We start from the raw sequence: 25,464 nt of genomic DNA, 5'->3' as shown, positions 1-25,464 counted from the left end.
GACTGTATGTGCATCGCACCATGGGGGGAAGCACGTGGGCGCAGCCGCCCGCTATCCCGCTGGGCGCCTGATTTACCTGTTCGCGGGGCTTCCGGCCGTCAGCGCGCGCCCCTCGGCGTATGCCAGGGCGGCGGCAGGGAGGGCGGCCTCCTGGCCGCCCAGGATCACGGTCAGCCGGTCGGCCGGATCGGCCGCGGGCGCAGGCTGCGCGCCGATCCGGCGCAGCGCCTGGGCCGCGACGGCCCCGGCGGAACCGTGCAGCGCGATCGGCGGCAGCTGCGGCGGCTGTACGGCGGCCCGGATCCGCTCGGCGACGAGTTCATAGTGGGTGCAGCCCAGGACGAGGGCCCTTACGTCACGGGGCGTGAGGGCGGCCGCGGCGGCGATCGCGTCGTCGATCGCCTGCTCGTCGGCGCGCTGCACGGCGTCGGCGAGCCCGGGGCACGGCACCTCCGTGGTCACGACCTCGTCGGCGAAGTCCTTGATCAGACCTCGCTGGTACGGGCTGCCGGTGGTGGCGGGAGTCGCCCAGATGGCCACAGGACCACCCGTCGCGGCGGCGGGCTTGATCGCCGGAACGGTTCCGATCACGGGCAGCGCCGGCTCCAGCTCGGCGCGGAGCGCGGGGAGGGCGTGCACGGATGCGGTGTTGCACGCGACGATCAGCGCGTCGGGCCGGTGCGCCGCGGCCGCCTTGGCGCAGGCGAGCGCGTGCGCGGTGACGTCGTCCGGGGTCCGCGGACCCCACGGCATGCTGTCGGGGTCCGAGCTGAGCACGAGAGCGGCATCCGGCCGCAGCCGACGGACCGCGGCCGCGGCCGCAAGAAGCCCGATACCGGAGTCCATGAGCGCGATCTTCACCCGCCAAACCTTATGCGATAGGGCCCCTGAGCCCTTCCGGCCGGGGTCCACAGAACGCCTGCCCTGCGGCCAGGCAGCCGCCGGTCGCGCGCCGGAACAGCGGTGCGGGCCGCGGCAGCGCGGGCCAGCCACATGCCCGGCAGCGCCCTCCGGCGAGCACAGGCCCTGCGCGCAGGTACGGGCGCCATCGCCTCCGGCCGCGGCAGCGGCCGGCTGACTGCGCGCATCCGGCCTGACCGGACTCCCCGGCATCGCCCGGCCCGGCGCCCGCGCCCCGCCCCCGCCACCGCCCGGGAGCGGTGCGTCCGGCCAACCCCGCCAACCCGGCCAACCCCGCCAACCCGGCCGGCCAGGCAGCCGGTCAGGCAGTCGGCAGCCGGGCGGAAACGTACGCGCCTCGCCGTTCCCGAAGGCACCGTCCGGCAGACTGCCGTGGGTGAGCGTGCTGACGTGGATCGCTGCCGGATCGTTCGCCGCGTGGGTGTGGTTGCTGCTCGGCCAAGGGGGGTTCTGGCGGACCGGGGTGCGGCTGCCGGAGCGGGCTCCGGCCGGCGGAGAGGACGGTGACTGGCCCGCCGTGGCCGTTGTCGTGCCCGCGCGGGACGAGGCCGAGGTGCTGCCCGTGAGCCTCGGGTCCCTGCTCGCGCAGGACTATCCGGGCCACGCCGAGATCTTCCTCGTCGACGACGGCAGTACCGACGGCACCGGCCGCATCGCGCGCGAACTCGCCGCCCGGACCCACGGCCTGCCACTGACCGTCTCCTCCCCCGGCGAGCCGGAGCCCGGCTGGACCGGCAAGCTGTGGGCGGTGCGGCACGGCATCGCGCTCGCCCGCTCCCGTCCTACGCCCGCCCCCGAGTATCTGCTCCTCACCGACGCCGACATCGCCCACACCCCCGACAGCCTGCGGGAGTTGGTGGGCGCGGCCCGCACGGCAGGGCTCGACCTCGTGTCGCAGATGGCGCGGCTGCGCGTGGCGACGGCCTGGGAGCGGCTGATCGTCCCCGCGTTCGTGTACTTCTTCGCGCAGCTGTATCCGTTCCGGTGGGTGAACCGAGCGGATGCGCGGACGGCGGCCGCGGCAGGCGGCTGCGTGCTGCTGCGCGACTCCGCCGCCGTGCGGGCGGGCGTCCCCGAGATCATCCGGCACGCCGTGATCGACGACGTGGCGCTCGCGCGCGCGGTGAAGCGCAGCGGCGGCCGGATCTGGCTGGGGCTCGCGGACCGGGTGGACAGCGTGCGCCCGTATCCGCGCCTGGGCGAGCTGTGGCGGATGGTGTCCCGCAGCGCGTACGCGCAGCTGCGGCACAACCCCCTGCTGCTGGTGGCGACCGTCGCGGGGCTCGCGGTGGTCTATCTCGCGCCCCCGGTGGCGCTGTTGGGCGGTGCACTGTACGGGAGCCCCGGCGCGGCGCTGCCGGGCGCCGCGGCGTGGGCACTGATGACCGGGACCTACGTGCCGATGCTGCGCTACTACGCCCAGCCGCTGTGGCTCGCCCCGCTGCTGCCGTTCACGGCCGCCCTCTACCTCCTGATGACCGTCGACTCGGCCGTGCAGCACTGCCGGGGCCGGGGCGCCGCCTGGAAGGGGCGGACGTATCCGCGGCCGGAGCGGGCACGTACGGCACGCTCCGGCCGGGCCGGCGCCGCCGAGGAGAGCGCCGGGCCGTAAGGCTCACTCCGGATCGCCCCCGGCCGCCCGGTCACTTCCGGCCCGGCGTCCAGTTCATCCCCCAGCCATAGGCGTAGTCGACCGTGCGCTGCGGGCTGACTCCGCGCTCGGGGATCAGGTAGCGGGCCTCGCGCTGGACGACGAGTTCGCCGCCCCCCGTGTTGGTGATGAGCGCGAGCGCGCAGACCGTGGACGGGACGGTGCACTCGTCGAGCGAGAAGTCGACCGGCGCACCGTGCTGCGGGTGCAAGGTGACGGTGGCGTGCAGGTCGGCGAAGCTGCGCGCGCCCTCGTAGATCGTGACGAAGATCAGGATCCGCCGGAAGTACTGCTTGTAGTCGAGGTTGACCGTGAGGTTCTCGCCGGACGACACCGCTCCGGTCCTGTCGTCGCCGTCGAGGTGGATGAACGGCGGCTGGTGGAGGGAGCCGTAGGCGTTGCCGAGGGCCTGGACGACGCCCTTGCTGCCGTCGCTGAGCTCGTACAGCGCGCACAGGTCGAGGTCGAGGTCGGAGTGCATGGCCATGGCCCGGCCGAGTTTGCTCCCCCAGCCTTTGAACTGCTTGTGCACCTGCCAGTTGAGGTTGACCCGCATCGCCCCGGACGTACCGCCCTGCTTGGTCAGCGAGACGGACGGGGCCTGCTTGGTGAGCGTGACCTTCGTGAGGCGCACCGGCGCCGGGCCCGCTCCGGGGGGCGCGGGAGCGGCGGCGGGGGGCATGGGAGCGGCGGGGGGCGCGGGCGGCTGTACGGGCGCCGGGGGCGGGGCGGTGACGGGATTCGGCGCAGGGGCGGGTGCAGGGGGCGCAGGGGCGGGAACCGGAGCCTGGACCGGAGCGGGCGGGGCAGCCGGAGCGGGCGGAGGCGCCGGAGCGGCGGTCTGCGGCTCGTCGACCGTGATCCCGAAGTCCGTGGCCAGCCCGGCGAGTCCGGTGCCATAGCCCTGCCCGACGGCCCGGAACTTCCACGCCCCCTGCCTGCGGTAGAGCTCGCCGAGCACGAAGGCCGTCTCGACCGTCGCGTCGTCGCTGTCGAAGCGGGCGAGCTCCGCACCGCCCGCCGCGTCCAGCACCCGGACGTACAGACCCGGCACCTGCCCGAAGCTGCCGCCGTCCGCGGACGCGGCCAGGACGACGGTCTCGATGGCGGGCTCGACCTTGGCGAGGTCCACGGACAGGGTGTCCGTCACGGCGCCGCCTGCCGTGCTCTTGCCCTCGTGCCGTACGGCTCCCGAGGAGTGCGCGGGCTGGTTGTAGAAGACGAAGTCCGCGTCGGAACGGACCTTCCCGGATCCCTGGAGGAGCAGCGCCGAGGCGTCGGCGTCCGGCACGCCGGCGCCGCTGCGCCAGCCCAGCTCGACCCGTACCGCGGGCGCCGGAATCGGAACGTTCGTGCCCTTGCGCATCGCCATGCTCTCCCCCTCTTGAATCCGCCGGAATTACGGCTCCTGGTCCGCCGGAACCCGGTCCTGTGATGTCCCGGGACAAACCTAAGGCCCGCCACGCCGAGTGCGGTACCGGAAGTGCCGAGGACAGCCCGCGGAGCGCCCCTGCCCGCCAACCTCGGGTAACCCGCCGGGAACTCGGCCTTTACATGGTTTCAACTCGGCAAGAAGTCCCCTTTCCACAGGTTCGCTCACATTGGGGGCCCAGAGTCACTCCGAACACGAGAAACAACCCTCTTATCGGTCTCCCCAACCAGCACATCGTGGGCTTAACTTATGAGGCATGACCTCCCCCCGCTCCACCTATGGCGGCGGCTACTACTCAGCGCCTTCCTTCCCGGACACGCCGATCTACGACAGCCTCGTCGCAGAGCGCGGCACGCCGCAGATCGCGCCCATCCGGGTTCCCTCTGCGTACGAGTCCGGCAGCTACCTGCCGGCACTCCCCCCGGCGCTGCCCGCGCTCCCCTCGGGCGGCCCGTCCCAGCACCCCCAGCACACGCCCTCGTACGGCTATCCGCAGCCCGCACCGCTGCAGCACGCCCCTGCGCCGTACATCCCGCAGCAGGCCACCGGCCCGCGCGGGTACCCGGGGCCGCAGCAGCACCCGACGCCGCCCGGCGGCACCGGCTACGACCAGATGCGCCCCGCCGCGCCCCGGCCGGCGGCCCCGCGTCCGGCACAGACTCCGCGTCCGGCCCAGGCCCCGCGGCCCGCACCGTCTCCGTACGAGGATCCGTACGGGCGCCCGTACCAGGCCCGGGGTTACTGACACCGGCCGCTGACCGGCCCACTGACGGGGCGCAGCCGGGCCGCGAACCGCGCCCACGGCCGCCGCGGTCCGGTCGTCGCGGCCGCCGGGCTGTCCCGGGGGCCGTCCGCCGGGGCGGGTGTCCGACCCGGCTGGCAGACTGACCACATGCGGAATCCTGTGCTCAGTGCGGTCCATGTCTATCCGGTCAAGTCGGTGGCGGGGTGCGCCCCGAGCGAGGCGGCAGTGGAGCCGTGGGGGCTCGCCGGGGACCGCAGGTGGATGTTGGTCGGACCGGACGGCCGGTTTCTGACCCAACGGGAGCATCCGCGGCTGGCGTTGGCGGCCGCCCGGCCGCTGCCCGACGGCGGCGTCCGAGTCACCGCACCGGGAGGTGGGCAGCTCACCGTCGAGGTTCCCGAGCGCATCGGCACGACCGCCGTGGAGGTCTGGCGGGACAAGGTCGATGCGGTGTCGGCGGGGGCGCCGGCGGCCGAGTGGTTCAGCGGCTGGCTCGGCACCGAGGTGCGGCTGGTGCATCTCGACGAGCCCGCGCGCAGGCGGCCGGTTCACCCGGCGTACGCCCGCCCCGGCGAGACCGTGACGTTCGCCGACGGCTTTCCCCTCATGGTCACCACCACGGCCTCTCTCGACGCCCTCAACTCCCTGATAGCGCAGGGCGACCATGCGGACGAGGGCCCGCTCCCGATGCACCGGTTCCGGCCGAACGTCGTCGTGGACGGCACGGCTCCGTGGGCCGAGGACGACTGGTCCCGGATCCGGATCGGCGAGGTCTCCTTCCGCGTCGTCAAGCCGTGCAGCCGCTGCGTGATCACCACGACCGACCAGCGGACCGCCGAACGCGGCAAGGAGCCCCTGCGCACGCTGGCCCGCCACCGGCGCTTTGGCGACCGGCTCGTCTTCGGCCAGAATCTGATCCCGGAGGGGACCGGGACGATCCGCACCGGCGATCCCGTGGAGATCGAGAAGCAGCCGGTGTTCGCCTGAAGTGGAGCATCACTCATGGGTGGTGACGTTGCTCTCTCTTCGCGCGTTTCGGGCATGTACCGCGCTCCATGAAGGTACTTACGGAGTCGGAAGGGGGTGCTTGGCCATGCGAGCGATGACCGGGCTCTGGCGGTGGCGGCGCAATCCGCTGCGCCGCCGGACCGATCTCGTCGAGTCCTGGGTGGCGCTGCTCGCCGCCCTGTTCATCGCCGCTGGAGCCCCGGCCGCCGGGGTCACGGTGGGCTCCCTGGCCCAGGACGCGCTGGCGCAGTCCGTGCGCAAGCAGCATGAGCAGCGGCATCCCGTCCCGGCAACGGTCGTCCGGCTGATGCAGCAGCCGCACGTCGACCCCGACCCTGAGACCTCCTCCGCCCGTGACTCCGGCCGGCGCGTCGTCGCCAACTGGACGGCCCCCGACGGCACCGTGAACACCGGCCCTGCCGACGCCCCGCGTACAGCTGCCCCCGGCGACCGCTTCCGCGTCTGGACCGACGACCACGGACGGCTCGTACCCCGCCCCATGGACGGCACCACGGCGACCTCGCACGCCATGCTCGCGGGCGCCGGTGCCGGCGCCGTGGCGGCAGGTCTCGTGGAGGCCGCGCGGCGGCTGGCCGTATGGCGCATGTTGCGCCGGCGTTACGAGGACTGGGACCGGGCCTGGGAACGAGCCGGTCAGGACTGGGGCAGGACGGGCGCAGGCAGCTGAGCTGTCAACTCGCCTCCTCCGCGCGCGCTACGGTGGTGCGCCAGCACAACCGGTACGAGCCGTACGCGGCGAAGGCACGCACGAGGTGGGGGCACAGCAGCAGCATGGCACCACAGGGCACGGTCCAGGTGACGCACACCGGCACGTCGCGGTGGCGGCGCCGCACAGGCGAGTACGCCTCCCTCGCCGCGGCCCTGGAGGCCGCGGGAGACGGTGATGTGCTCTCCATCGCCCCCGGCACGTACCGCGAGAACCTGGTGATCCAGCGGGCCGTGACCCTGCGCGGTACGGACGGCTCCCGCGGCTCGGTGCGCATCGCCCCCTCCGACGGCGTGGCCCTGACGGTGCGTGCCTCGGCCACCGTCCAGCAGCTGCACATCGAGGGCCAGGACTCCGCCGCCCCTGCGCTGCTCGTCGAGGACGGGACGCCGGAGTTGACGGATCTGCGGGTGGCCACCCGCTCGGCCACGGGCATCGAGGTGCGCGGTGGCGCCCGCCCCGTCGTCCGGCGCTGCACCGTGGACAACCCGGCCGGGGTCGGCATCGCCGCCCTCGACGGCTCCGGCGGGCTCTTCGAGGAGTGCGAGGTGGTCAGCGCGGGCCAGTCCGGCGTGGCCGTGCGCGGCGGCGCGCACCCGCGCCTGGAGCGCTGCCGGATCCACCACGCCTCCGGTGCCGGCCTCTCGCTGACGGGCGAGGGCACCTCAGTGGAGGCGGTCGGCTGCGAGGTGTACGAGATCAAGGGCGCGGGCGTGCAGATCGCCTCGCGGGCCGCAGGCCACCTCACCGACTGCACCGTGCACCGGACGTCGGCGGACGGCGTCACCCTCGACACCGACGCCGTTCTCACGCTCGCCGACTGCCGGCTCCACGACATTCCGGAGAACGCGGTCGACCTGCGCTCCCGCTCGGTGCTCGCCCTCACCCGCAGCACGGTGCGCCGCTTCGGGCGCAACGGCCTTTCCGTCTGGGACCCGGGCACCCGCGTGGACGCCAACCAGTGCGAGATACATGACAGTACGGGCGACTACCCGGCGGTGTGGGTGAGCGACGGTGCGGTCGCGGTCCTCGAATCGTGCCGGGTGCACGACGTGCCCGACGCGCTGTTCGTCCTCGATCGGGGCTCCCGCGCCGATGTCGTCGACAGCGACATCTCGGGGGTCCGCAACACCGCGGTGTCGGTGAGCGACGGGGCGAGCGCGCAGCTGGACGACTGCCGGATCCGGGAAGCCACGACCGGGGCGTGGTTCCGCGACCACGGCAGCGGCGGCACCCTCGCGGGCTGCACCATCGACGGGGCGGCGACGGGCGTCATCGTCACCAAGGGCGCCGACCCGACGGTGGAGCGGTGCACGGTCACCTCCCCTTCGGAGGCGGGCTTCTACGTGTCGGCGGAGGGCCGGGGGACCTTCAACAGCTGCCGGGTGACGGGCAGCGGCGGATACGGCTTCCACATCATCGACGGCTGCCGTACGACCCTGACCCGCTGCCGTACCGAGCGGTGCGCGCGCGGCGGCTACGAGTTCGCCGATGGGGGTACTCCCACCCATGCCGAAGGCTATGGGGGAGGGCCGGTCTGCGAGGACTGCACCAGCGACGAGAGCGCCGAGCACCGCAGGTCCCCTTCGGCGCCCGCCACGGCGCCCGCGCTGCAGACCGAGGCCCGTACGGCCGGACTGCTCTCCACAGTGCCCCAGCAGGCAACGGCCCCCGCGGAGCCCGCCGCACCGGCGGGAACGGCGGGCGCCGCCCCGGTCCGCCCCTCCGGCGAGGTCCTGGGCGAACTCGACGGGCTGGTCGGCCTGGAGAGCGTCAAGCGGGAGGTCCGCGCGCTCACCGACATGATCGAGGTCGGCCGGCGGCGGCAGAAGGCGGGCCTCAAGGCGGCGTCCGTCAAGCGCCACCTGGTCTTCACCGGCTCCCCCGGCACCGGCAAGACCACGGTCGCGCGGCTCTACGGCGAGATCCTCGCCTCGCTCGGCGTCCTGGAACGCGGCCATCTCGTCGAGGTCTCCCGGGTCGACCTGGTCGGCGAGCACATCGGGTCCACGGCGATCCGCACGCAGGAGGCGTTCGACCGGGCGCGCGGCGGCGTGCTGTTCATCGACGAGGCATACGCCCTCTCCCCCGAGGACTCCGGGCGGGACTTCGGCCGCGAGGCGATCGACACCCTGGTGAAGCTGATGGAGGACCACCGCGACGCGGTCGTGGTGATCGTCGCGGGCTACACCGCGGAGATGGAGCGCTTCCTGTCCGTCAACCCCGGTGTGGCCTCACGCTTCTCGCGCACGATCAGGTTCGGCGACTACGCACCCGAGGAGCTGCTGCGCATCGTGGAGCAGCAGGCCGAGGAGCACGAGTACCGGATCGGGGAAGGCGCGGCGGAAGCGCTGCTCAAGTACTTCACGGTGATCCCGAAGGGCCCGGCGTTCGGCAACGGCAGAACCGCCCGCCAGACCTTCGAGGCGATGGTGGAACGGCACGCGGGCCGGGTCGCCCAGGTCGCGGACCCGAGCACGGACGACCTGACCCTCCTCTACCCGGAGGACCTCCCCGAGCTGTCCTGACCCGCTTCCGGGGCCTCAGGACGGGGCGCCGCGGCGGTTGCGGCGGCGCGCTGGTGCGGCACGTCCGGGAGCCGGGCGAGGAGCCCTGCGCGCTCCTCGGCGAAGGCCGGGTCCGCCGGGTAGTCACCGTGGCCCAGGATCGGTGCGGGGAGCGGGTGTTCGGCCGTGCGGCCGTACGCCAGGGGGTCGCGCAGCGGCCCGCGGTCCACCTCCCGGTCCGTGCCGTCGAGCGGCAGCACGGGGCCGCCGATCGGGTCCGTACCGCGCCACAGGTTGCGCCAGCAGTGCAGCTCGCGGTGGAGGGCGCGCATCGGCCGCGGACCGAAGTAGGCGGGGAACCAGCGCCCGTAGAGCCGCTCCAGGGGTGAGCCGTACGTCAGCAGGGCCACCCTGCGCCGGGTGCGCCAGTCGAGCTGCCAGACCGCGGCGGCCGCGAGGACGCTGCCCTGGGAGTGGCCGGAGATCACCAGCCGGCCGCCTGTGTTCTCCGTCCAGGTGGCCATCCGCCAGGTCAGGTCGGGGACGGCGCGCTCGGCGTAACAGGGGGGCGCGAAGGGGTGCGCCGCGCGCGGCCAGAAGGTGCCGACGTCCCACAGGATGCCGATGGTGCGGCGGGCGGCGGGGTCGCGGTAGGCGCGCCTTCCCATGGTGATGAGCAGTATGAACCCCACGCCGACCAGCCAGGATCCGAGCGCCTGGGCGGTCTGTGCGCTCGCGGCGACCAGGCCCGTGGTGCCCTCCGCCGCCTCTCCCGGCACCTCCCCCGTGGCCCAGGATCCGAGGACCGCCCCGCCGCCGAGCAGGAGCGTGACGGCGGCGGTGGTGCCGACGAACCAGGGGGCGCGGTCGGTGAGTTCGGCCGCGGCGAGGGTGCGGGCGATGGCGCGGGTGCGCGAGGTGTCCTCCGGCTCGCCCGGGTGGCTCGCCCGTACCTCGACGGCCATCCGGCGTGAGACCCGCCAGGTCTTCCCCGCGAAGTAGCCCGCCAGGGCGGCGAGGACGAGCAGCGGCACCGGAATGACGGCGGCCTGCCAGGAGAGCACGACCGGCGGGCCGACGATCGGCCCGTCGCCCATGCCGGGCGTGCCGGGGCCGTCCAGCCAGTCCGCGACCCGCTGGGCCACTCCGCCGGACATCAGACCGCCGAGCGCGCAGGCGAGCATCGCGACCGCGGCTCCGCCGAGGCCGTGCAGCGCGGCGCGGTCGTCCGCTGCGGAGCGCCGCAGCCACCAGGCGGTGGCGGCGATCGCGACGACCAGGGTGCCCTGGACGAGGGCGATCACACGGAAGGTCTCGTCGCCCGGCAGCACCCCGTTCGAGGCCCAGCCGGGGCGCGACCAGGCGGCGTGCAGCACGGCGACACCGAGCACGGCGAGGGCCGTACCGGGCAGGGCGCGTACGACGGCCCGGTCGATCCGGTCGTCCGGCTCGGTCTCGCTGCGGCCCCTGCTGCACACCACCCACACCACGAAGGCCCCGGAGGCCACCAGCGTGACCTCGAGCCCCCAGCCGACCGCGTCCAGCCAGGCGCTGCCGCCGGGCTTGCGGTCGAAGCGGGTGGCGGCAGCGGCGAGAGCGGCGGCGACGGTCAGGAATCCCGCCGCGGTGTGGGCGGCGCGCAGCCGGGCCACGAACCTGCGGCCGTACCAGAAGCCGGGCAGGCACAGGGCGGGGCGGGCCCCGGCCTCGGGGTCCTCCTCGCCGACCGGGCGGCGCAGCGGCGGCTGCGACTCGTACGCGCTCCAGGTGCGGTGCGAGAGCCACCACAACAGGCCGTTGAGGGCGGCGGGCACGACCGCGGCGAGGGCCAGCCTGCGGCCGGGCTCGCTCCACCAGCCTCCCCTGGCCTCCGCCATGGGGGATCCCGGCTCCGGGGAGAGGAACCCGAGCCAGGACCTGCCGCGGGCGCAGGGCGCAGAGCCGGCGCACTGCCAGGCGATCAGGTCGAGCGCGACCTCGCAGGCGGCGGCGACCAGCAGCACGGTGAGGCTGAGGGAGACCAGCCGCACCAGCACGCCGTACGTCCGTACGGCGGTGCCGCGGCCGGATGCGGCGGGCCGCATCCAGTGGGCGAGGTTGGCGACCATGAAGGGCAGCAGGACCAGCCACAGGGCACGGGCGCCGTTGCCCGAGGTCAGGTTGCACCAGGAGTACGCCTCGGGGACGGGCCGGTCGAGGTAGTCCGCGGGCCGGGATTCGGCGTCGGCGTCCTCGCGGCGCCGGTGGATGCCCGCCGTCTCGTCCCCGCCGACGCGGACGGTGCCGGGGTCGTCGAGCATCTCCTGCGGCGTGGTGCCGCCGACCCCGTGCACCAGGAGTTCGAGGGCCAGTGGCGGCCCGTCGTCCCGGGGTGCCGTGGCCTCCCCCGTCGTCGCATCCGTGCCCGGCTGCATGGCCGACGCCATCGCATCCCCCGATCCCCCGATCCGTACATGTCCCGCCCAAGGATCCTGCCAGCGCAGCCGGATGCGCGCCAGGCCGGTTGTCACCCGTGCGTGGGAGGATGAACGCGGACGGCCGGGGTGATCAGTCGGCGGAAGGGACGGGCCGGGGTGAACGACAACCAGAATCTCCTCGCGGAGCAGCGGCGGGCCCTGATCCTCGACGAGGTCAGGCGCCGGGGCGGGGTGCGGGTCAACGAGCTGACCCGCAAGCTCAGGGTGTCGGACATGACGGTTCGTCGGGATCTGGACGCGCTGGCACGGCAGGGCCTGATCGAGAAGGTGCACGGCGGGGCGGTGCCGGTCGCCGAGGCGAGCACCCACGAGCCGGGTTTCGAGGTGAAGTCCAGCCTGGAGCTGACGGCGAAGGAGGACATCGCGCGGGCCGCGGCGCCGATGGTGGCGCCGGGCAGCGCGATCGCGCTGTCGGGCGGCACGACGACGTTCGCACTGGCGCACCATCTGATCGATGTGCCGGATCTGACGGTGGTGACGAACTCGGTGCGGGTGGCGGATGTCTTTCACACGGCGCAGCGGGCGGCCGCGCGCGGCGGCAAGGTGCACGGGCCCGGGTCGGCCACGGTGGTGCTGACGGGCGGGGTGCGTACGCCGTCGGACTCGCTGGTCGGACCGGTCGCGGACCAGGCGATCCGCTCGCTCCACTTCGACGTGCTGTTCCTGGGCGTGCACGGCATATCGGTGGAGGCCGGGCTCTCGACACCGAATCTGGCCGAGGCGGAGACGAACCGGCAGTTCGTGCGGTCGGCGCGGCGGGTCGTGGTGGTCGCCGACCACACCAAGTGGGGGACGGTGGGGCTCAGTTCGTTCGCCTCGCTGGACCAGGTGGACGCGCTGGTGACCGACGGCGGGCTGCCGAGCGAGGCCCGGGAGGAGATCAAGGAGCATCTCGCGCAGCTGGTGGTCGCGGGGGAGGCGGAAGTCGAAGCGGCCGCAGACATCTGACGGTGCGTTAGCTAGGGTGTTTTCGACGCCGGCCGACTCCCCCCGGAGGTGTGAGCCTGTGGCGCACCCGCTTCGCCCCGTCACGCTCGACTTCGTCGCGTCCGCCCCGCTGCGGCTGGTGTTCACCACGGATGCGGCCGCCCCGCCGGAGGCCGTCTTCCGGGAGCTGTCCGACGTTTCGGGCTGGCCCGAGTGGTACGGCGCGGTGACCTACGCCCGGCCGACCGAGGACGGCAGGGGCCGCGAGATCCGCCTCAGGGGCGGTACCCGTTTCCTCGAGACGATCGTGGCGGCCGACCCGGCGGAGCGCTATGCCTACCGGATCGACCGGACCAACGCCCCTGGTCTGCGGGCCCTGTTGGAGGAGTGGCGGCTGACGCCCTCCCGCACCGGCACCCGGGTGCAGTACACCTTCGCCGTGGACGGGACGGCCCTGCTGCGCGCCGCGGTCCGGCTCGCCCGTCCCGGCATCGGACACGCCTTCCGCGGCGCGGTCCGCTCCCTGGACCGACGACTCGCCGCGGCCCCGCCCGGCCCCGGCCCGGCCCGGTAGTCCGGCCTGGTCATGGGGCTCAATCCGGCCACGTGCCGGTCGTCAGGAAGGCATCGATCGCCGCGGCGTACGGCGTGATGTCCAGGCCCTGCTCTTCGAGCCAGGCGTCGGAGTAGTACTTGTCGAGGTAGCGGTCGCCGGGGTCGCAGATCAGGGTCACGACGCTGCCCGTGCGCCCCGCGGCCACCATCTCCGCGACGATCTTGAGCGCGCTCCACAGCCCGGTACCGGTGGAGCCGCCCGCCTTGCGGCCGATGGCCCGCTCCAGGGCCCGTACGGCGGCGACGCTGGCCGCGTCCGGAACCTTCATCATCCGGTCGATCGCACCGGGCACGAAGCTCGGCTCCATGCGCGGGCGCCCGATGCCCTCTATGCGCGATCCGCAGTCGCTGGAGACGTCCGGGTTCCCGGTCGTCCAGCCCTCGAAGAAACAGGAGTTCTCCGGGTCCGGCACGCAGACGAGGGTGTCGTACTGCGTGTAGTGCACATAGCGCGCGATGGTCGCGGAGGTGCCGCCGGTGCCCGCCGTGGCGACGATCCACGCGGGCTCCGGATAGCGCTCCAAGCGCAGCTGCTGGTAGATCGACTCGGCGATGTTGTTGTTGCCGCGCCAGTCCGTTGCCCGCTCGGCGTACGTGAACTGGTCCATGTAGTGGCCCCCGGTGTCGGCGGCCAGCTGAGCCGAGACCTCGTACACCGTCCGCGGGTCGTCCACCAGATGACACCGGCCACCGTGGAACTCGATCAGGCGGGTCTTCTCGCGGCTGGTCGTGCGCGGCATCACCGCGATGAAGGGCACCCCGATGAGCTTCGCGAAGTACGCCTCGGAGACGGCGGTCGAGCCACTGGAGGCTTCGATGACCGGCCTGCCGGGCCGGATCCAGCCGTTGCACAGCCCGTAGAGGAAGAGCGAGCGGGCCAGCCGGTGCTTGAGGCTGCCGGTCGGGTGGGTGGACTCGTCCTTGAGGTACAGGTCGATGCCCCACTCCTCGGGCAGCGGGAAGAGCAGCAGGTGGGTGTCGGCGGAGCGGTTGGCGTCGGCCTGGACCTTGCGGACGGCTTCCTTCAGCCACGCCCGGTACTCGGGATCGGTGCGGTCCACGTCGATGGTCGCGGCCGCGCCGCCGGCCTGCTGCCGCTCGATGGTGCTCACCGGCGCCGCTCCTTAGGTGTCCTGATACGGACCTGGGTCCGGTCCTGCATCTGGTCCTGCACACGTCTTGATCCGCTCTTGACCTGCGCCCGGACGGTGCTGCCCGGTCATTTCGATCATAAGGGCGCACTGGTGCCCGGGACCGACCACGGGCACACTGCGCAGCAGGAGGACAATGGCGGCGTGGCCGCAGCAGTCAGCCGGTGGGATTCCCGTCGAGGGGGCGGTGCAGCATGGCAGAGCCGGAGTTCACGGCGACCGGGGTGCGGATCGAGCACGGGCTGCGCTCGCTCACCCGCGCCGGCCAGGTGCAGATCCGGGACGGCAGGCTGACGCTGCTGACCAGCTACGGCAGCGAGATCGACAGCGCGCCGGTCCATCTGGTGCGGGCGGGCAAGCCCTGGTTCGCGGGCCGCGACGGGGCGCTGGCCACCGTCAACGGCACCCGCTATCTCCTCACGCCGGGCGAGAGCGACCCCGCGAGCGCCCCCTCCCCCGGCGCGTCCGGCCGGCCCTGGGTCCGGAAGTTCCTCGATGCGGTCCGGACGGCCGGCGGGCGCGCGGCACGCACCTGACGCCGGTGCCGCTGTCCCGAACCGCCAGGCCGGTTGCCGCAGTTACCACGGTTTCTGAAGTTTCTGTGGTTGCACGAGTTGCGCATGCGCCCAGCCGGGTTCACTCTGGAGTGACGTAACTGAGGGTTCACCGGCGGTTACGCTTCGAACCGGCCGCCGGACACAGCAGCCGGCACTGCGGTCAGCACTGTTGGGTGCGTTCTGTCTTCCGAGCCTCATCAGGGAGTCGGCCGTGATCAGCAAGCCAAGCAGGCACTGCACGGTGGAGCTCCAGGCCCTGCCGTCGCGGATCGGCCAGGTCCGCAGGATCGTCTCGGCGCAGCTGCGCTACTGGCATCTCGATCCCTTGATCGATTCGGCGGCGCTGGGGGTCACCGAGCTTCTCACCAACGTCCACCGGCACGCCGAGCCGGACAAGCAGTGCCGCGTCGAGATCGATCTCTTTCTGGACCGGTTGACCGTCTCCGTGCGCGACAGCGATCCCCGGGTGCCGAGCCTGCGCCGCGCCGAGTCGGCCGACGTCGGCGGCAGGGGCCTGACCCTGGTCGCGTCGGTGAGCGAGAGCTGGGGCGTACGGCCGCACGACGAGGGCGGAAAGGTCGTCTGGTTCACGCTGCAGGCGTCCGCCCCTGTCGCGCAGACGTCCGCGCCTGCCGTCGCGCAGACGTCCACCCCTGCCGTCGCACAGACGTCCGTCGCCCTCCCCACACCGGTGCCCTCCCGCTCGCCGCACCCGGTGCGCACACCCGCGCCCGCCGCGGCCCGCGGCCCGGTCGACGCCGTTGCCGTCGATCCCGTTGCCGTCGATCCCGTTCCCGCCGCGCCCGTACGTCGCGAGCAGCCCCGGGAGCGGGAACCCGCCACGGCAAGGGCCCGGCCGACCGTCGTGGGGTGACCGGGCCCTTCGGTGCCACGCGCCGGGCCTGTCATTCGGTGGCGACGGCCTGCAGCACGTCGAGCCGCGCCGCCCTGCGCGCCGGGCGCCAGCCCGCGACCGCACCGGCCGCGAGACCCACCAGGGCCACTACGGCGAGCTGCACCGGCGGCACCGCGAAGGCGCTGGTCCCCGCGCTGTCGGAGGCCCGTACCAGTGCCCAGCCGAGGAAGCCGCCCAGCGCGAGACCGCCCACCGTGCCGAACGCCGCCACCAGCACCGACTCCCAGCGCACCATGGCGCGCAGCTGTGCGCGGGTCTGTCCGACGGCGCGCAGCAGGCCCAGTTCGCGGGTCCGCTCGTGGACGGCGAGGGTGAGAGTGTTGGCGATGCCGAGCAGGGCGATGACGACGGCCAGCGCGAGCAGGGCGTAGACGAGCGTGAGCATCATGTCGACGCCGCCCGCCGAGGATTCGGCGTACTCGCCGCGGGTCTGCACCTCCGGGTTGCCGTACGCGCCGGCGGTCTTCTCGACGGCCGCCTTCCCGTCGGCCGCGAGCACGCCGTCCTTGAAGCCGACGGCGACGAGTGTGTCGGAGTCCTGCACCCGGTGCGGGGCCCAGGCCTCGCGGGTGACGAGGTAGTCGCCCGCCAGGTCGGCCTGCCCGTAGACGGCCCGCACGGTGAACGTCTGCCGTGCGCCGTCGCTGAAGGACAGCTGTGCGGTGCTGCCGGGCTTCCAGCCGCGCTTGTCCGCCTCGTCCTCGGAGACGGCGAGACCGGTGCGGCCGAGGCCGTTCAGTGAGCCGTCAACCGAGCCGAGGTCGAGCACGCGCGCGAGGGCTGCCGGGTCGGTGACCGTCAACTGCCGCCCGCCGCCGTCGACCTCGGCCACGCCGCGGCCCAGACCGACCGCCGTGTCCACCTCGGGGAGTTCCGCCAGGGCGGGGGCGAGCTTCGCGCTGAGCCCGCTGCCCCCGGCCCCGAACGCCGGGGCGCTCACGGCGACATCGCCCGCGAAGGCCCGGTTGACGGTCTGGTCCATCGTCGCCTTCAGCGAGGCGCCGAAGACGGTGAACAGGGACACCACGGCGACCCCGATCATCAGGGCGGTGGCGGTGGCCGCCGTACGCTTCGGGCTGCGCAGGGCGTTGCGCACGGCCAGGGCCCCGTTGACGCCGCGCAGCCGGGCGAGCGGCGCGCCCAGAACCCGTACGGCGTACGAGGACGTGACCGGGCCGAGGACGACGAACGCGCCGAGGGTGAGCACCCCTCCGGCCGCGGTCCCCAGGACCGACGGGCCCGAGGCCACCGCGAACACGGTCACGGCGATGCCCAGGACGAGGGCCGCCGCGCCCGCAACCGCCCGGGTCCGTGAGGCGCCGGTGGGGGCACTCCCCCAGCTACCGCTGGGGGTACCCCCACCCAGCGTTAGCCGGGGGAGGTCGACGGCCGTCTCGCGCAGGGCCGCCAGCGGAGCCGACCGGCCCGCCCGGACGGCGGGCAGCAGCGCGGAGCCGATGCAGACCACGACACCCACCACGAGCGGCAGCAGGAGCGAGAGCCCGCTGATCACCAGGTCGCCTTCGGGGAAGGGGAATCCGACCGCGGGGAAGAGCGCCTGCAGCCCCGCCGCGATGCCAATGCCCCCGAGCAGCCCGGCCAGGGAGGCGGCGACCGCGACGGCCGCGGCCTCGGTCAGGGTCGAGCCGACGACCTGGCGGCGCGAGGCACCGAGCGCCCGCAGCAGGGCGTTCTCGCGGGTGCGCTGGGCTACGACGATCGCGAAGGTGTTGTGGATGCTGAAGGTCGCGACCAGGAGCGCGATTCCGGCGAAGACCAGCAGCAGAGTGGTGAAGAGGGTCAGGAACTGGCCGGTCACCAGGTCGAGGTTCTCCTCGGTCGACTCCTGGCCCGTGATGGCCTCAACGTCCCTGGGCAGCACGGTCCCGATCGCGTCGACGACCTCCTCCTGGCCGGTGCCGGGACCGGCGCGCACCAGGATGCTCGCCGCCTCGCCGGGCTTCGGGACGAGGTACTTCTCGGCGTCGGCCATGGTCATCCCGGTGAAGGTCACCTGGCCCATGCCGTCCCCTCCGCCGAAGGTCGCGAGACCGACGATGGTCACCCGCACCGGGTCCGGGGTGCGCAGCACGGTCCGGTCGCCGATCTCCAGGCCGCCCGCCTTCGCGGCGCCCCGGTTGATCACGACCTCACCGGGCGCATCCGGCGCCCGGCCCTCGGCCAGCCGGTACGGGTTGAGCTGCCGGTCGTCGATCCAGTTGCCCGCGAAGGTGGGCGGTCCCTGGCCGCCGACCGGCTCGCCGTCGCTGCCCACGAGCTGGCCCGCGCCCTGCACGCCCGGCACCGCAGCAGCGACGCCGGGCACCTTCGCGATGTCCTCGGCGAGAGAGGCCGCGACGGGCTGCCGGGTGCCCTGGCCCTCGCCGGGGACGGTGATGACGTCCGCGCTGCGCACGACCGCGTCCGTGCCGCGCGCGGCGTTGCCGAACATGGTGTCGAAGCTGGCGCGGAGCGTGTCGCCCATGACCAGGGTGCCGCCGAGGAAGGCGACGCCGAGCAGGACGGCGAGGAACGTGCCGGCGAAGCGGCGCTTGTGGGCGCGCAGCGAGGCCAGGCTGATGCGCAGTGAGGCGCGGGCGGCACTCATGTCACGGGCTCCTTCACCTGTCCGGAGTGCTGGTCGAACGCCTTGAGCCGGTCCAGCACGCGCTCCGCCGTGGGCGTGGCCATCCGGTCGACGAGCCGGCCGTCGGCGAGGAAGAGGACCTCGTCGGCGTGGGCCGCGGCCACGGGGTCGTGGGTCACCATGACGACCGTGCGGTCCATCTCCCGTACGGTCCGGCCGAGGAGCCGCAGCACCTCCTCGCCCGATCGCGAGTCGAGGTTGCCGGTCGGCTCGTCGGCGAAGACGACCTCGGGCCGCCCCGCGAAGGCGCGGGCGACAGCGACGCGCTGCTGCTGGCCGCCGGACAGCTCGCTGGGCCGGTGGTGCAGTCGCTTCCGCAGCCCGACGACATCGATGAGGGCGTCGGTCCACTCGGTCTCGCCGCGCCGCCCGGCGAGGTCCTGCGGGAGGGTGATGTTCTCGGCGACGGTCAGCGTCGGTACGAGGTTGTAGGCCTGGAAGACGAAGCCGATGCGGTCGCGGCGGAGCAAGGTGAGCTCGCGGTCGTCGAGTTCGCTCAGGGCGGTGCCGCCGATGAAGGCGGCACCGGAGGTGAGGGTGTCGAGCCCGGCCGCGCAGTGCATGAGCGTGGATTTGCCGGAACCGGACGGGCCCATGATCGCGGTGAACCGGCCGACGGGGAAGTCGACGGTCACCCCGTCCAGAGCCCGTACCTGCGTGTCCCCCGCGCCGTAGATCTTCACGGCGTCCACGACGCGGGCAGCGGGGGCGGTCATGCCGCACCGCCCTTGCCGCGGCCGAACTCCTCGTCCAGGACGGAGAGCCGGCGCCAGTACTCGTCCTCGTCGATCTCGCCGGACGCGAAGCGGCGGCCCAGCACGGCCAGGGGCGAGTTGTCGTCCCGGACGGGCCGGTTCTGCCACGGGCCGCGCCCGCGGCCGCGCCAGACGGTGCGGCGCAGCACGATGACGGCGCCTGCCACGGCGGCCGCCCAGAACAGCGGGAAGAACAGAATCCACGGGCCGGGCCCGCCGTATGCCAGGGTGTTCATCTCAGCTCCTCGGTAGCAATGCGTCTGCTACCGAGAGTCGTTCGGGGCGAGGAGTGCGTCGTCGTACACGGGTCGTCACATGAACTGCTCCCGCGGGAGTACGAGCGGCGCTGAACCACCCCGGCCCCGACCCACGAACCGCCCCCGCGCACAGCGCCAGTCCGCTAGTTCGCCAGCGCCGCCAGCGGATCGTCGAGCACCGGCTGCCAGGCCAGTTCCGCCGCGCCGACCAGGCTGTTGTGGTCGAGCGTGCACGGCAGGATCGGCACGCCGCCGCTCCTCCCCCACAGGCTGCGGTCGGCGACGACCGCGCGCAGCCGCTCCGGATGGGCCTCGAGGAGCTCGCGGTGGAGCCCGCCGAGGATGATCCGGTCCGGGTTGAGAATGTTCACGAGCCCGGCCAGGCCGAGGCCGAGCCGGTCGATCAGCGTCTCGGTCGCGCCCCGTACGCCGGCGTCGTCGTACTCCGTGCGGAGCAGGTCCCTGGCCTGCTGGAGCAGCGACACCTCCGGGCCCGGCTCGCGCCCCGCCGCCGTGAGGAAGGCGAGCGGGTCCGCCTCGACGTCGAGGCAGCCGCGGCTGCCGCAGTGGCAGGGCCGGCCCTCCGGGTTGACCGTGAGATGGCCGACTTCGAGGGCAAGGCCGGAACTGCCGGTGTGCAGCCGCCCGTCGAGGACGAGCGCGCCGCCGACGCCGCGGTGCCCGGTCGCCACGCACAGCAGGTCGCGCGCGCCGCGTCCTGCGCCGTGCCGGTGCTCGGCGAGAGCGGCGAGGTTGACGTCGTTGCCGGTGAAGGCGGTACGCACGGCGCCGGACGGCCCGAACACGCCCGCCTCCCCTACGCGTTCGCCGAAGATCTCGCGGACCGGAGCGCCCGCGGGCCAGGCCAGGTGCAGCGGGTTGAGCGCGGTGCCATCGGGCTCGGCGACCGCCGAGGGGACGGCGAGACCGGCGCCGAGGCAGCGCCGACCGCTGTCGCGCAGCAATTCCGCCCCGGCGTCCACGACCGCGGCCAGGACGTGCACGGGGTCGGCAGGCACGGTCATGCAGCCGGGCGCCGTGGCGACGATCCGGCCGCCGAGGCCGACGAGCGCGGCGCGGAAGCCGTCGGCGTGCACCTGCGCGGCGAGCACGACGGGCCCCGCGGGGTCGATGGCCAGCCGGTGGGAGGGCCGGCCCTGTGATCCGGCGGCGGCCCCCGGCCGCGAGTCGACCTCGATCAGCCCGAGCTGCTCGAGTTCGGCGGCGACGGCGCCCGCGGTGGCGCGGGTCACGCCCAGCTCCGCCGTCAGCACGGCGCGCGTCGGCGCCCGGCCGGTGTGTACGAGCTCCAGGGCAGGGCCGAGGGCGCTGCGGCCTCTCTCCAGCCGTGTTGTCCGAGTCTGGGTCACACCCCTATTCTGACTTTGTGCCGAGCCTAAACAAAACACGGACGGCCTTTCCGGGGGGACGGCGCGACACGGTCGCGGACCCCGCCCTGATCCGCCTCCGTACCGCCCTGACCGCGTTCTTCGCCCTCGACGGCTTTCTCTTCGCCGGCTGGGTGGTGCGCATCCCTGCGATCAAGGAGCAGACCGGCGCCTCCGCGGGCGATCTCGGACTCGCCCTGCTGGGCGTGTCGGCGGGCGCGGTGGCGACCATGATGGTCACCGGACGGCTGTGCGGCCGCCTCGGCAGCCACCCCGTCACCGTCGCCACCGGCGTGCTGCTCTCGCTGAGCATCGCGCTGCCCCCGCTCACCTCCTCGGCGCTCGCGCTCGGCCTCGTGCTGCTGGTGTTCGGCGCGGCGTACGGCGCCCTCAACGTGGCGATGAACAGCGCGGCCGTCGACCTCGTCGCCGCTCTGCGGCGACCTGTCATGCCCGGCTTCCACGCGGCGTTCAGCCTTGGCGGCATGCTCGGCGCGGGGCTCGGCGGACTGCTGGCGGGCTCCCTCTCCCCGGCCCGCCACCTGCTGCTGCTCACCGCCGCGGGGCTGCTCGTCGCCGGAGCAGCGGGTCGTGCGCTGCTCGCCCACCCGGCGCCGGGACCCGTTCCCGCGCGGGCGGAACCGCAGGGGCCCGTTCCCGCGCGGGCGGAACCGCAGGGTCCCGTTCCCGCACGGGCGGAACCGCAGGGGCAGACCCCGGCCCCCGGGGTCCGCCTGGCGGGTCGTACCCGCCGACTGGTCGCCGTCTTCGGTGTGATCGCCCTGTGCACGGCGTACGGGGAGGGGGCGCTCGCCGACTGGGGCGCGCTGCACCTCCAGCAGGACCTCGGCGCGCACCCGGGCGTCGCCGCCGCGGGCTACTCCGTCTTCGCCCTCATGATGACCGTCGGCCGGCTGACCGGGACAGCGCTTCTCGAACGCCTCGGCCAGACGCGGGCGCTGGTCGCGGGCGGCGCGACAGCCGCGGCGGGCATGCTGCTCGGCGCGCTCGCCCCGACGGTCTGGCTCGCGCTCGCGGGATTCGCCGTCACCGGCCTCGGCCTCGCCAACATCTTCCCCGTGGCCATCGGCCGGGCGGGTGCCCTGGCCGGACCCCAAGGGGTGGCCGCCGCCTCCACGCTCGGCTACGGCGGCATGCTGCTCGGCCCGCCCGCCATCGGCTTCCTCGCCGACTGGTTCTCGCTGCCCACCGCCCTCACTACGGTCGCTGTGCTCGCGGGCGTGGCGGCACTGGTCGCGTACGGCGCGCGCACCGCGGGGGCTCGCGGATAGCATCCGCCGTATGGAGACGGCGAAGCTCATCGAAGTCCTGCGCGCGGAGGGTTCGTTGCTGGCGGACGCGGCAGAACGGGCCGGTACGGACGCGGAGGTGCCCACCTGCCCGGGCTGGCGGGTACGGGACCTCCTCCGGCACACGGGGACGGTGCACCGGTGGGGGACGGTCCTCGTCGCCCAGGGCCTGACCCGGCCGCGGCGGCCCGACCCCGAACCCGAACTGGACGGCGCCGCGCTGCTGGAGTGGTTCCGCGACGGCCACCGGACCCTGGTGGACACCCTGCTGACCGCGCCCGACGACCTGGAGTGCTGGGCCTTCCTGCCCGCGCCGTCACCGCTCGCCTTCTGGGCGAGGCGGCAGGCTCACGAGACCACCGTGCACCGGGTGGACGCCGAGGCCGCGCTCGGGGGCAAGGCCGGGGGCATGGCGACGGACATCGCCACCGGCTTCGCGCTCGACGGGATCGACGAGCTGCTCTCGGGCTTCCACGCGCGCGAGCGCAGCCGGGTGCGCAGCGCCACGCCGTGCACGCTTCGTGTACGGACGACCGACCGGGCGGACGCGGCGGGCGTGTGGACCGTACGGCTGTCGGACGGCCCGCCCCGTACGGAGCGGACGGACGCGGGGCCCGCGGACTGCGAGATCTCCGGGCCGGCCGCCGACGTCTACCTCGCCCTGTGGAACCGGCTGCCGTACGAGGACCTGGACGTCAACGGCGACGCCGGGCCGGCGCGGCTGTGGCGGGACACGTCGGCGGTCGTCTTCAGCTGAAGCTGGCATCAGGCTGGCATTACTGGCAGGTAACGCACCGTGTTAGCTTGGCCGCATGTCCCGTCGCCGGTCGTTCACCCCCGCGCGGCTGCGCCGCGCCATGAACTGGTGGCCGCCCTACCTCTTCTCCGGGGTGCGGGTGCTGGAGATCGCGGACGACTGGAGCAGCGCGCGGGTCCGGCTGCGGCTCGGCCCCTTCAACCGCAACTACGTCGGCACGCACTTCGGCGGCTCGCTGTTCGCGATGAGCGACCCGTTCTGGATGCTGCTCACCATGAACAGCCTCGGCCGGGACTACGTGGTCTGGGACAAGGCCGGGGAGATCGAGTTCGTGGCGCCGGGGCGCGGTGACGTGTTCGCCGAGTTCAAGCTGTCCGAGGACCAGCTGGAGGAGATCCGCCGGGAGACGGCCGACGGCGGCAGGGCGCTGCCGTGGTTCGGATGCGAGATCGTGGGCGAGGACGGCGCGGTCGTGGCGCGCGTGCGCAAGCAGCTCTACGTACGCCGCAAACAGCCCAAGGTGCCCGATTCCACAGAGGGTTAGGCCTGGGGCTGGGCCTGGGCCAGGCCTGGGCTAGGCCTCCGTCGCCGCCGCACCGGCCCGTCCGGCGAGCGCCCTGGCCAGCACGGCGCGCTGCAGCGGCAGCACCTCGGCGTGGCGCGCGCGGCCGGCGTCCGTGAGAAGGACCTTTACGCCCCGGCGGTCCTCGCTGCACATCACGCGCTCGACGAGGCCGTCCTTCTCGAGCCGGCCGATGAGGCGGGAGAGCGCGCTCTGGCTGAGGTGGACGCGGTCGGCAAGCTCCTGGACCCGGTAGGCGGGCCCGCCGTCCGCCGGGCAGCCCTCGGCGAGGATGTCGAGAACCTCGAAGTCACTGGCGCCGATGCCGTGTTCGTGCAGCTCGCGGTCGAGTGCACAGACGATACGGGCATGGGTGGCGAGGATGTCCCGCCACTCCTCCACGATCACGCGCTCGGCCTTCTTGGCAGCCATGGGCGTACGGTACCAGAAAATCCGGCTTTGTTGCATCGGAATTAAATGCGCTTGCACTCAATGCGTGTGCATGTAGTCTGCTGCGCATGACCACTCCGACCGACGTCCCCTCCTCGCAGACGCACTGGAGCCCGCGCCTGTGGGGCACTCTGCTCGTGCTCTGCGCGGCGATGTTCCTCGACGCCCTCGACGTCTCGATGGTGGGCGTCGCCCTGCCGTCCATCGCCGACGACCTCGACCTGTCCACCGCAGCCCTCCAGTGGGTCGTCAGCGGCTACATCCTCGGTTACGGCGGACTGCTGCTGCTCGGCGGCCGGGCGGCCGACCTGCTGGGCCGCCGCCGCGTCTTCCTCGTGGCCCTCGGCGTCTTCGCGGCCGCGTCCCTGCTCGGCGGCCTCGTCGACTCCGGCCCGCTGCTGATCGCCAGCCGTTTCATCAAGGGCCTCAGCGCCGCCTTCACCGCGCCTGCCGGCCTCTCGATCATCACCACGACCTTCGCCGAGGGACCGGTGCGCAACCGCGCCCTGAGCATCTACACCACCTGCGCCGCCACCGGCTTCTCCATGGGCCTGGTGCTCTCCGGGCTGCTCACCGAACTGAGCTGGCGCTGGACGATGCTGCTGCCCGCACCGATCGCGCTGCTCGCGCTGCTGGCGGGCCTCCGGCTGCTCCCGCGCAGCGCCCGGGAGTCCGACGGCCGCAGTTACGACGTTCCCGGCGCCCTCACCGGCACGGCGGCGATGCTGCTGCTCGTCTTCACCGTCGTCCAGGCACCCGAGACCGGCTGGGTCGCACCCCGTACGCTGCTGTCCTTCCTCGCCGTCGCCGCACTGCTCGCCGTCTTCGTCCGCATCGAGCAGCGCACGGCGCACCCGCTGATACGGCTCGGGGTGCTGCGCTCCGGGAACCAGATCCGGGCCAACCTCGGCATAGCCACCTTCTTCGGCTCCTATATCGGCTTCCAGTTCCTGGTGACTCAGTACATGCAGTCGCTGCTGGGCTGGTCGGCACTGCAGACCGCGCTCGCGTTCCTGCCCGCCGGTGTGCTGGTCGCCCTGTCCTCCACCAAGATCGGCGGGATCGTCGACCGGTTCGGCACCCCGCGGGTCATCGCCGTCGGGTTCGCCCTGCTCGTCGTCGGCTACGCGCTCTTCCTCCGGGTGAGCCTGACCGCGCAGTACGCGGCGGTGATCCTGCCGTCGATGCTGCTCCTCGGCGCGGCGTGCGCACTGACCTTCCCCTCGCTCAACATCCAGGCGACGAACGGAGTTGAGGACCATGAGCAGGGTATGGTCTCCGGCCTGCTGAACACCTCGTTCCAGGTCGGCGGCGCGATATTCCTGGCCATCGTCACCGCGGTGGTCACGGCGGCCGGCGCGGAGAGCGGATCCCCGCAGGAGGTGCTCGACAGCTTCCGGCCCGGCTTGGCCGTGGTCACGGCGACAGCCCTCGCGGGGCTGCTGATCACGCTCAGCGGGCTGCGGACGCGGCGCCCCCGGCAGCACACCATCGTGGTGGCGAAGTCCGTCCAGGAGAAGGCCGACGCCGAGCGGGTCAGGATCCACGACTGAGCCGGGAGCGGGGCCTCTCAGAGGTCCGCGCGAAGGTCCGGGCCGGGCCCGCAGTCCGCCGACAGGGGTGGTGGACTGCGGCCCCCGCGCCGATACGTGCCGCGCTCCGTCCCACGGTCCGGGCCGCGCTCGCGGCCGCGCCCCCGGGCCG

The 25,464-nt window shown here is 73.6% G+C and carries 22 protein-coding genes; 13 read left to right on the top strand and 9 right to left on the bottom strand.

Annotated elements, in window-relative coordinates:
* Positions 1-72 precede the first annotated feature (72 nt).
* Complete coding sequence (locus ACTWP8_RS32565) at positions 73-861, bottom strand: glutamate racemase (protein WP_443325679.1); 789 nt, start codon at positions 859-861, stop codon at positions 73-75.
* A gap of 445 nt (positions 862-1,306) precedes the next feature.
* Between ACTWP8_RS32565 and ACTWP8_RS32560 the strand changes: the two genes are divergently transcribed.
* Positions 1,307-2,533 carry a glycosyltransferase gene (locus tag ACTWP8_RS32560; RefSeq protein ID WP_443325709.1) on the top strand — a complete coding sequence of 409 codons (1,227 nt, stop codon included), beginning with the start codon at positions 1,307-1,309 and terminating at the stop codon, positions 2,531-2,533.
* Between the two features lie 31 nt (positions 2,534-2,564).
* On the opposite strand, the gene ACTWP8_RS32555 is transcribed toward ACTWP8_RS32560, so the two are convergent.
* Entirely contained in the window at positions 2,565-3,944 is a 1,380-nt protein-coding gene (locus ACTWP8_RS32555; protein ID WP_443325678.1) for a TerD family protein, read from the bottom strand.
* Between the two features lie 316 nt (positions 3,945-4,260).
* On the opposite strand from ACTWP8_RS32555, the gene ACTWP8_RS32550 reads away from it, so the two are divergent.
* From ACTWP8_RS32550 to ACTWP8_RS32535, 4 genes are all read left to right on the top strand, one after another.
* Complete coding sequence (locus ACTWP8_RS32550; protein ID WP_443325677.1) at positions 4,261-4,749, top strand: DUF6643 family protein; 489 nt, start codon at positions 4,261-4,263, stop codon at positions 4,747-4,749.
* 147 nt (positions 4,750-4,896) lie between these two features.
* Positions 4,897-5,736, top strand: coding sequence for an MOSC domain-containing protein (locus ACTWP8_RS32545; RefSeq protein WP_443325676.1), 840 nt, complete (start codon positions 4,897-4,899; stop codon positions 5,734-5,736).
* Between the two features lie 106 nt (positions 5,737-5,842).
* Positions 5,843-6,445, top strand: a complete 603-nt coding sequence (locus tag ACTWP8_RS32540; RefSeq protein WP_443325675.1) for an Rv1733c family protein — start codon at positions 5,843-5,845, stop codon at positions 6,443-6,445.
* Positions 6,446-6,549: 104 nt separating this feature from the next.
* Positions 6,550-9,012, top strand: a complete 2,463-nt coding sequence (locus tag ACTWP8_RS32535) for a right-handed parallel beta-helix repeat-containing protein (RefSeq protein WP_443325674.1) — start codon at positions 6,550-6,552, stop codon at positions 9,010-9,012.
* Here ACTWP8_RS32535 and ACTWP8_RS32530 read toward each other — a convergent pair.
* The gene (locus ACTWP8_RS32530) at positions 8,982-11,417 is read right to left on the bottom strand and encodes a hypothetical protein (RefSeq protein WP_443325673.1); all 2,436 of its coding nucleotides are present in this window, start codon (positions 11,415-11,417) and stop codon (positions 8,982-8,984) included. The two genes, ACTWP8_RS32535 and ACTWP8_RS32530, sit on opposite strands and share 31 nt — an antisense overlap.
* Positions 11,418-11,564: 147 nt before the next feature.
* Here ACTWP8_RS32530 and ACTWP8_RS32525 point away from each other — a divergent pair, with 147 nt between their 5' ends.
* Positions 11,565-12,416: a DeoR/GlpR family DNA-binding transcription regulator gene (locus ACTWP8_RS32525; RefSeq protein ID WP_443325672.1), complete on the top strand. Its 852-nt coding sequence runs from the start codon at positions 11,565-11,567 to the stop codon at positions 12,414-12,416.
* 58 nt (positions 12,417-12,474) lie between these two features.
* Positions 12,475-12,969 carry an SRPBCC family protein gene (locus tag ACTWP8_RS32520; RefSeq protein WP_443325671.1) on the top strand — a complete coding sequence of 165 codons (495 nt, stop codon included), beginning with the start codon at positions 12,475-12,477 and terminating at the stop codon, positions 12,967-12,969.
* Positions 12,970-12,988: 19 nt separating this feature from the next.
* Here the strand turns inward: ACTWP8_RS32520 and ACTWP8_RS32515 are convergent, their stop codons facing one another.
* Complete coding sequence (locus ACTWP8_RS32515) at positions 12,989-14,113, bottom strand: PLP-dependent cysteine synthase family protein (RefSeq protein ID WP_443325708.1); 1,125 nt, start codon at positions 14,111-14,113, stop codon at positions 12,989-12,991.
* A 242-nt stretch (positions 14,114-14,355) separates the two neighbouring features.
* On the opposite strand from ACTWP8_RS32515, the gene ACTWP8_RS32510 reads away from it, so the two are divergent.
* Complete coding sequence (locus ACTWP8_RS32510) at positions 14,356-14,697, top strand: hypothetical protein (RefSeq protein ID WP_443325670.1); 342 nt, start codon at positions 14,356-14,358, stop codon at positions 14,695-14,697.
* A 232-nt stretch (positions 14,698-14,929) separates the two neighbouring features.
* The gene (locus tag ACTWP8_RS32505; RefSeq protein WP_443325669.1) at positions 14,930-15,592 is read left to right on the top strand and encodes an ATP-binding protein; all 663 of its coding nucleotides are present in this window, start codon (positions 14,930-14,932) and stop codon (positions 15,590-15,592) included.
* A gap of 31 nt (positions 15,593-15,623) precedes the next feature.
* Here ACTWP8_RS32505 and ACTWP8_RS32500 read toward each other — a convergent pair whose 3' ends face one another.
* From ACTWP8_RS32500 to ACTWP8_RS32485, 4 genes are all read right to left on the bottom strand, one after another.
* Positions 15,624-18,242 (bottom strand): ABC transporter permease, encoded by a 2,619-nt coding sequence (locus ACTWP8_RS32500; RefSeq protein WP_443325668.1) that lies wholly within the window; start codon positions 18,240-18,242, stop codon positions 15,624-15,626.
* Positions 18,239-18,997 (bottom strand): ABC transporter ATP-binding protein, encoded by a 759-nt coding sequence (locus ACTWP8_RS32495; RefSeq protein WP_443325667.1) that lies wholly within the window; start codon positions 18,995-18,997, stop codon positions 18,239-18,241. The genes ACTWP8_RS32500 and ACTWP8_RS32495 overlap by 4 nt, the downstream gene beginning before the upstream one ends.
* Complete coding sequence (locus tag ACTWP8_RS32490; RefSeq protein WP_443325666.1) at positions 18,994-19,272, bottom strand: SHOCT domain-containing protein; 279 nt, start codon at positions 19,270-19,272, stop codon at positions 18,994-18,996. The genes ACTWP8_RS32495 and ACTWP8_RS32490 overlap by 4 nt, the downstream gene beginning before the upstream one ends.
* Before the next feature lie 164 nt (positions 19,273-19,436).
* Positions 19,437-20,663 carry an ROK family protein gene (locus tag ACTWP8_RS32485; RefSeq protein WP_443325665.1) on the bottom strand — a complete coding sequence of 409 codons (1,227 nt, stop codon included), beginning with the start codon at positions 20,661-20,663 and terminating at the stop codon, positions 19,437-19,439.
* Between the two features lie 17 nt (positions 20,664-20,680).
* On the opposite strand from ACTWP8_RS32485, the gene ACTWP8_RS32480 reads away from it, so the two are divergent.
* From ACTWP8_RS32480 to ACTWP8_RS32470, 3 genes are read left to right on the top strand one after another with little or no spacing between them, the layout of a single operon-like run.
* Complete coding sequence (locus ACTWP8_RS32480; RefSeq protein ID WP_443325664.1) at positions 20,681-21,973, top strand: MFS transporter; 1,293 nt, start codon at positions 20,681-20,683, stop codon at positions 21,971-21,973.
* 10 nt (positions 21,974-21,983) lie between these two features.
* On the top strand, positions 21,984-22,748 hold the full coding sequence (locus tag ACTWP8_RS32475) for a maleylpyruvate isomerase family mycothiol-dependent enzyme (RefSeq protein WP_443325663.1): 765 nt from the start codon (positions 21,984-21,986) through the stop codon (positions 22,746-22,748).
* Positions 22,749-22,803: 55 nt separating this feature from the next.
* On the top strand, positions 22,804-23,292 hold the full coding sequence (locus ACTWP8_RS32470) for a DUF4442 domain-containing protein (protein WP_443325662.1): 489 nt from the start codon (positions 22,804-22,806) through the stop codon (positions 23,290-23,292).
* A gap of 30 nt (positions 23,293-23,322) precedes the next feature.
* Here ACTWP8_RS32470 and ACTWP8_RS32465 read toward each other — a convergent pair whose 3' ends face one another.
* Positions 23,323-23,742 carry a MarR family winged helix-turn-helix transcriptional regulator gene (locus tag ACTWP8_RS32465; RefSeq protein WP_443319144.1) on the bottom strand — a complete coding sequence of 140 codons (420 nt, stop codon included), beginning with the start codon at positions 23,740-23,742 and terminating at the stop codon, positions 23,323-23,325.
* Between the two features lie 86 nt (positions 23,743-23,828).
* Between ACTWP8_RS32465 and ACTWP8_RS32460 the strand changes: the two genes are divergently transcribed.
* The gene (locus tag ACTWP8_RS32460) at positions 23,829-25,313 is read left to right on the top strand and encodes an MFS transporter (protein ID WP_443325661.1); all 1,485 of its coding nucleotides are present in this window, start codon (positions 23,829-23,831) and stop codon (positions 25,311-25,313) included.
* Positions 25,314-25,464: the final 151 nt, after the last annotated feature.

Origin of the sequence: Streptomyces sp. 7N604, assembly GCF_052245475.1 — a bacterium.
GTDB lineage: Bacteria > Actinomycetota > Actinomycetes > Streptomycetales > Streptomycetaceae > Streptomyces.
The sequence above is the reverse complement of the archived record's forward strand: the minus strand, read 5'-3'. Positions and strand labels throughout refer to the sequence as shown.

What these genes read in the sequence shown, in the direction of transcription:
- ACTWP8_RS32555 (WP_443325678.1), bottom strand. Translation starts at nt 3,944, where the DNA reads ATGGCGATGCGCAAGGGCACGAACGTTCCGATTCCGGCGCCCGCGGTA.
- ACTWP8_RS32550 (WP_443325677.1), top strand. Translation starts at nt 4,261, where the DNA reads ATGACCTCCCCCCGCTCCACCTATGGCGGCGGCTACTACTCAGCGCCT.
- ACTWP8_RS32545 (WP_443325676.1), top strand. Translation starts at nt 4,897, where the DNA reads ATGCGGAATCCTGTGCTCAGTGCGGTCCATGTCTATCCGGTCAAGTCG.
- ACTWP8_RS32540 (WP_443325675.1), top strand. Translation starts at nt 5,843, where the DNA reads ATGCGAGCGATGACCGGGCTCTGGCGGTGGCGGCGCAATCCGCTGCGC.
- ACTWP8_RS32535 (WP_443325674.1), top strand. Translation starts at nt 6,550, where the DNA reads ATGGCACCACAGGGCACGGTCCAGGTGACGCACACCGGCACGTCGCGG.
- ACTWP8_RS32530 (WP_443325673.1), bottom strand. Translation starts at nt 11,417, where the DNA reads ATGGCGTCGGCCATGCAGCCGGGCACGGATGCGACGACGGGGGAGGCC.
- ACTWP8_RS32510 (WP_443325670.1), top strand. Translation starts at nt 14,356, where the DNA reads ATGGCAGAGCCGGAGTTCACGGCGACCGGGGTGCGGATCGAGCACGGG.
- ACTWP8_RS32500 (WP_443325668.1), bottom strand. Translation starts at nt 18,242, where the DNA reads ATGAGTGCCGCCCGCGCCTCACTGCGCATCAGCCTGGCCTCGCTGCGC.
- ACTWP8_RS32495 (WP_443325667.1), bottom strand. Translation starts at nt 18,997, where the DNA reads ATGACCGCCCCCGCTGCCCGCGTCGTGGACGCCGTGAAGATCTACGGC.
- ACTWP8_RS32490 (WP_443325666.1), bottom strand. Translation starts at nt 19,272, where the DNA reads ATGAACACCCTGGCATACGGCGGGCCCGGCCCGTGGATTCTGTTCTTC.
- ACTWP8_RS32475 (WP_443325663.1), top strand. Translation starts at nt 21,984, where the DNA reads ATGGAGACGGCGAAGCTCATCGAAGTCCTGCGCGCGGAGGGTTCGTTG.
- ACTWP8_RS32470 (WP_443325662.1), top strand. Translation starts at nt 22,804, where the DNA reads ATGTCCCGTCGCCGGTCGTTCACCCCCGCGCGGCTGCGCCGCGCCATG.
- ACTWP8_RS32465 (WP_443319144.1), bottom strand. Translation starts at nt 23,742, where the DNA reads ATGGCTGCCAAGAAGGCCGAGCGCGTGATCGTGGAGGAGTGGCGGGAC.
- ACTWP8_RS32460 (WP_443325661.1), top strand. Translation starts at nt 23,829, where the DNA reads ATGACCACTCCGACCGACGTCCCCTCCTCGCAGACGCACTGGAGCCCG.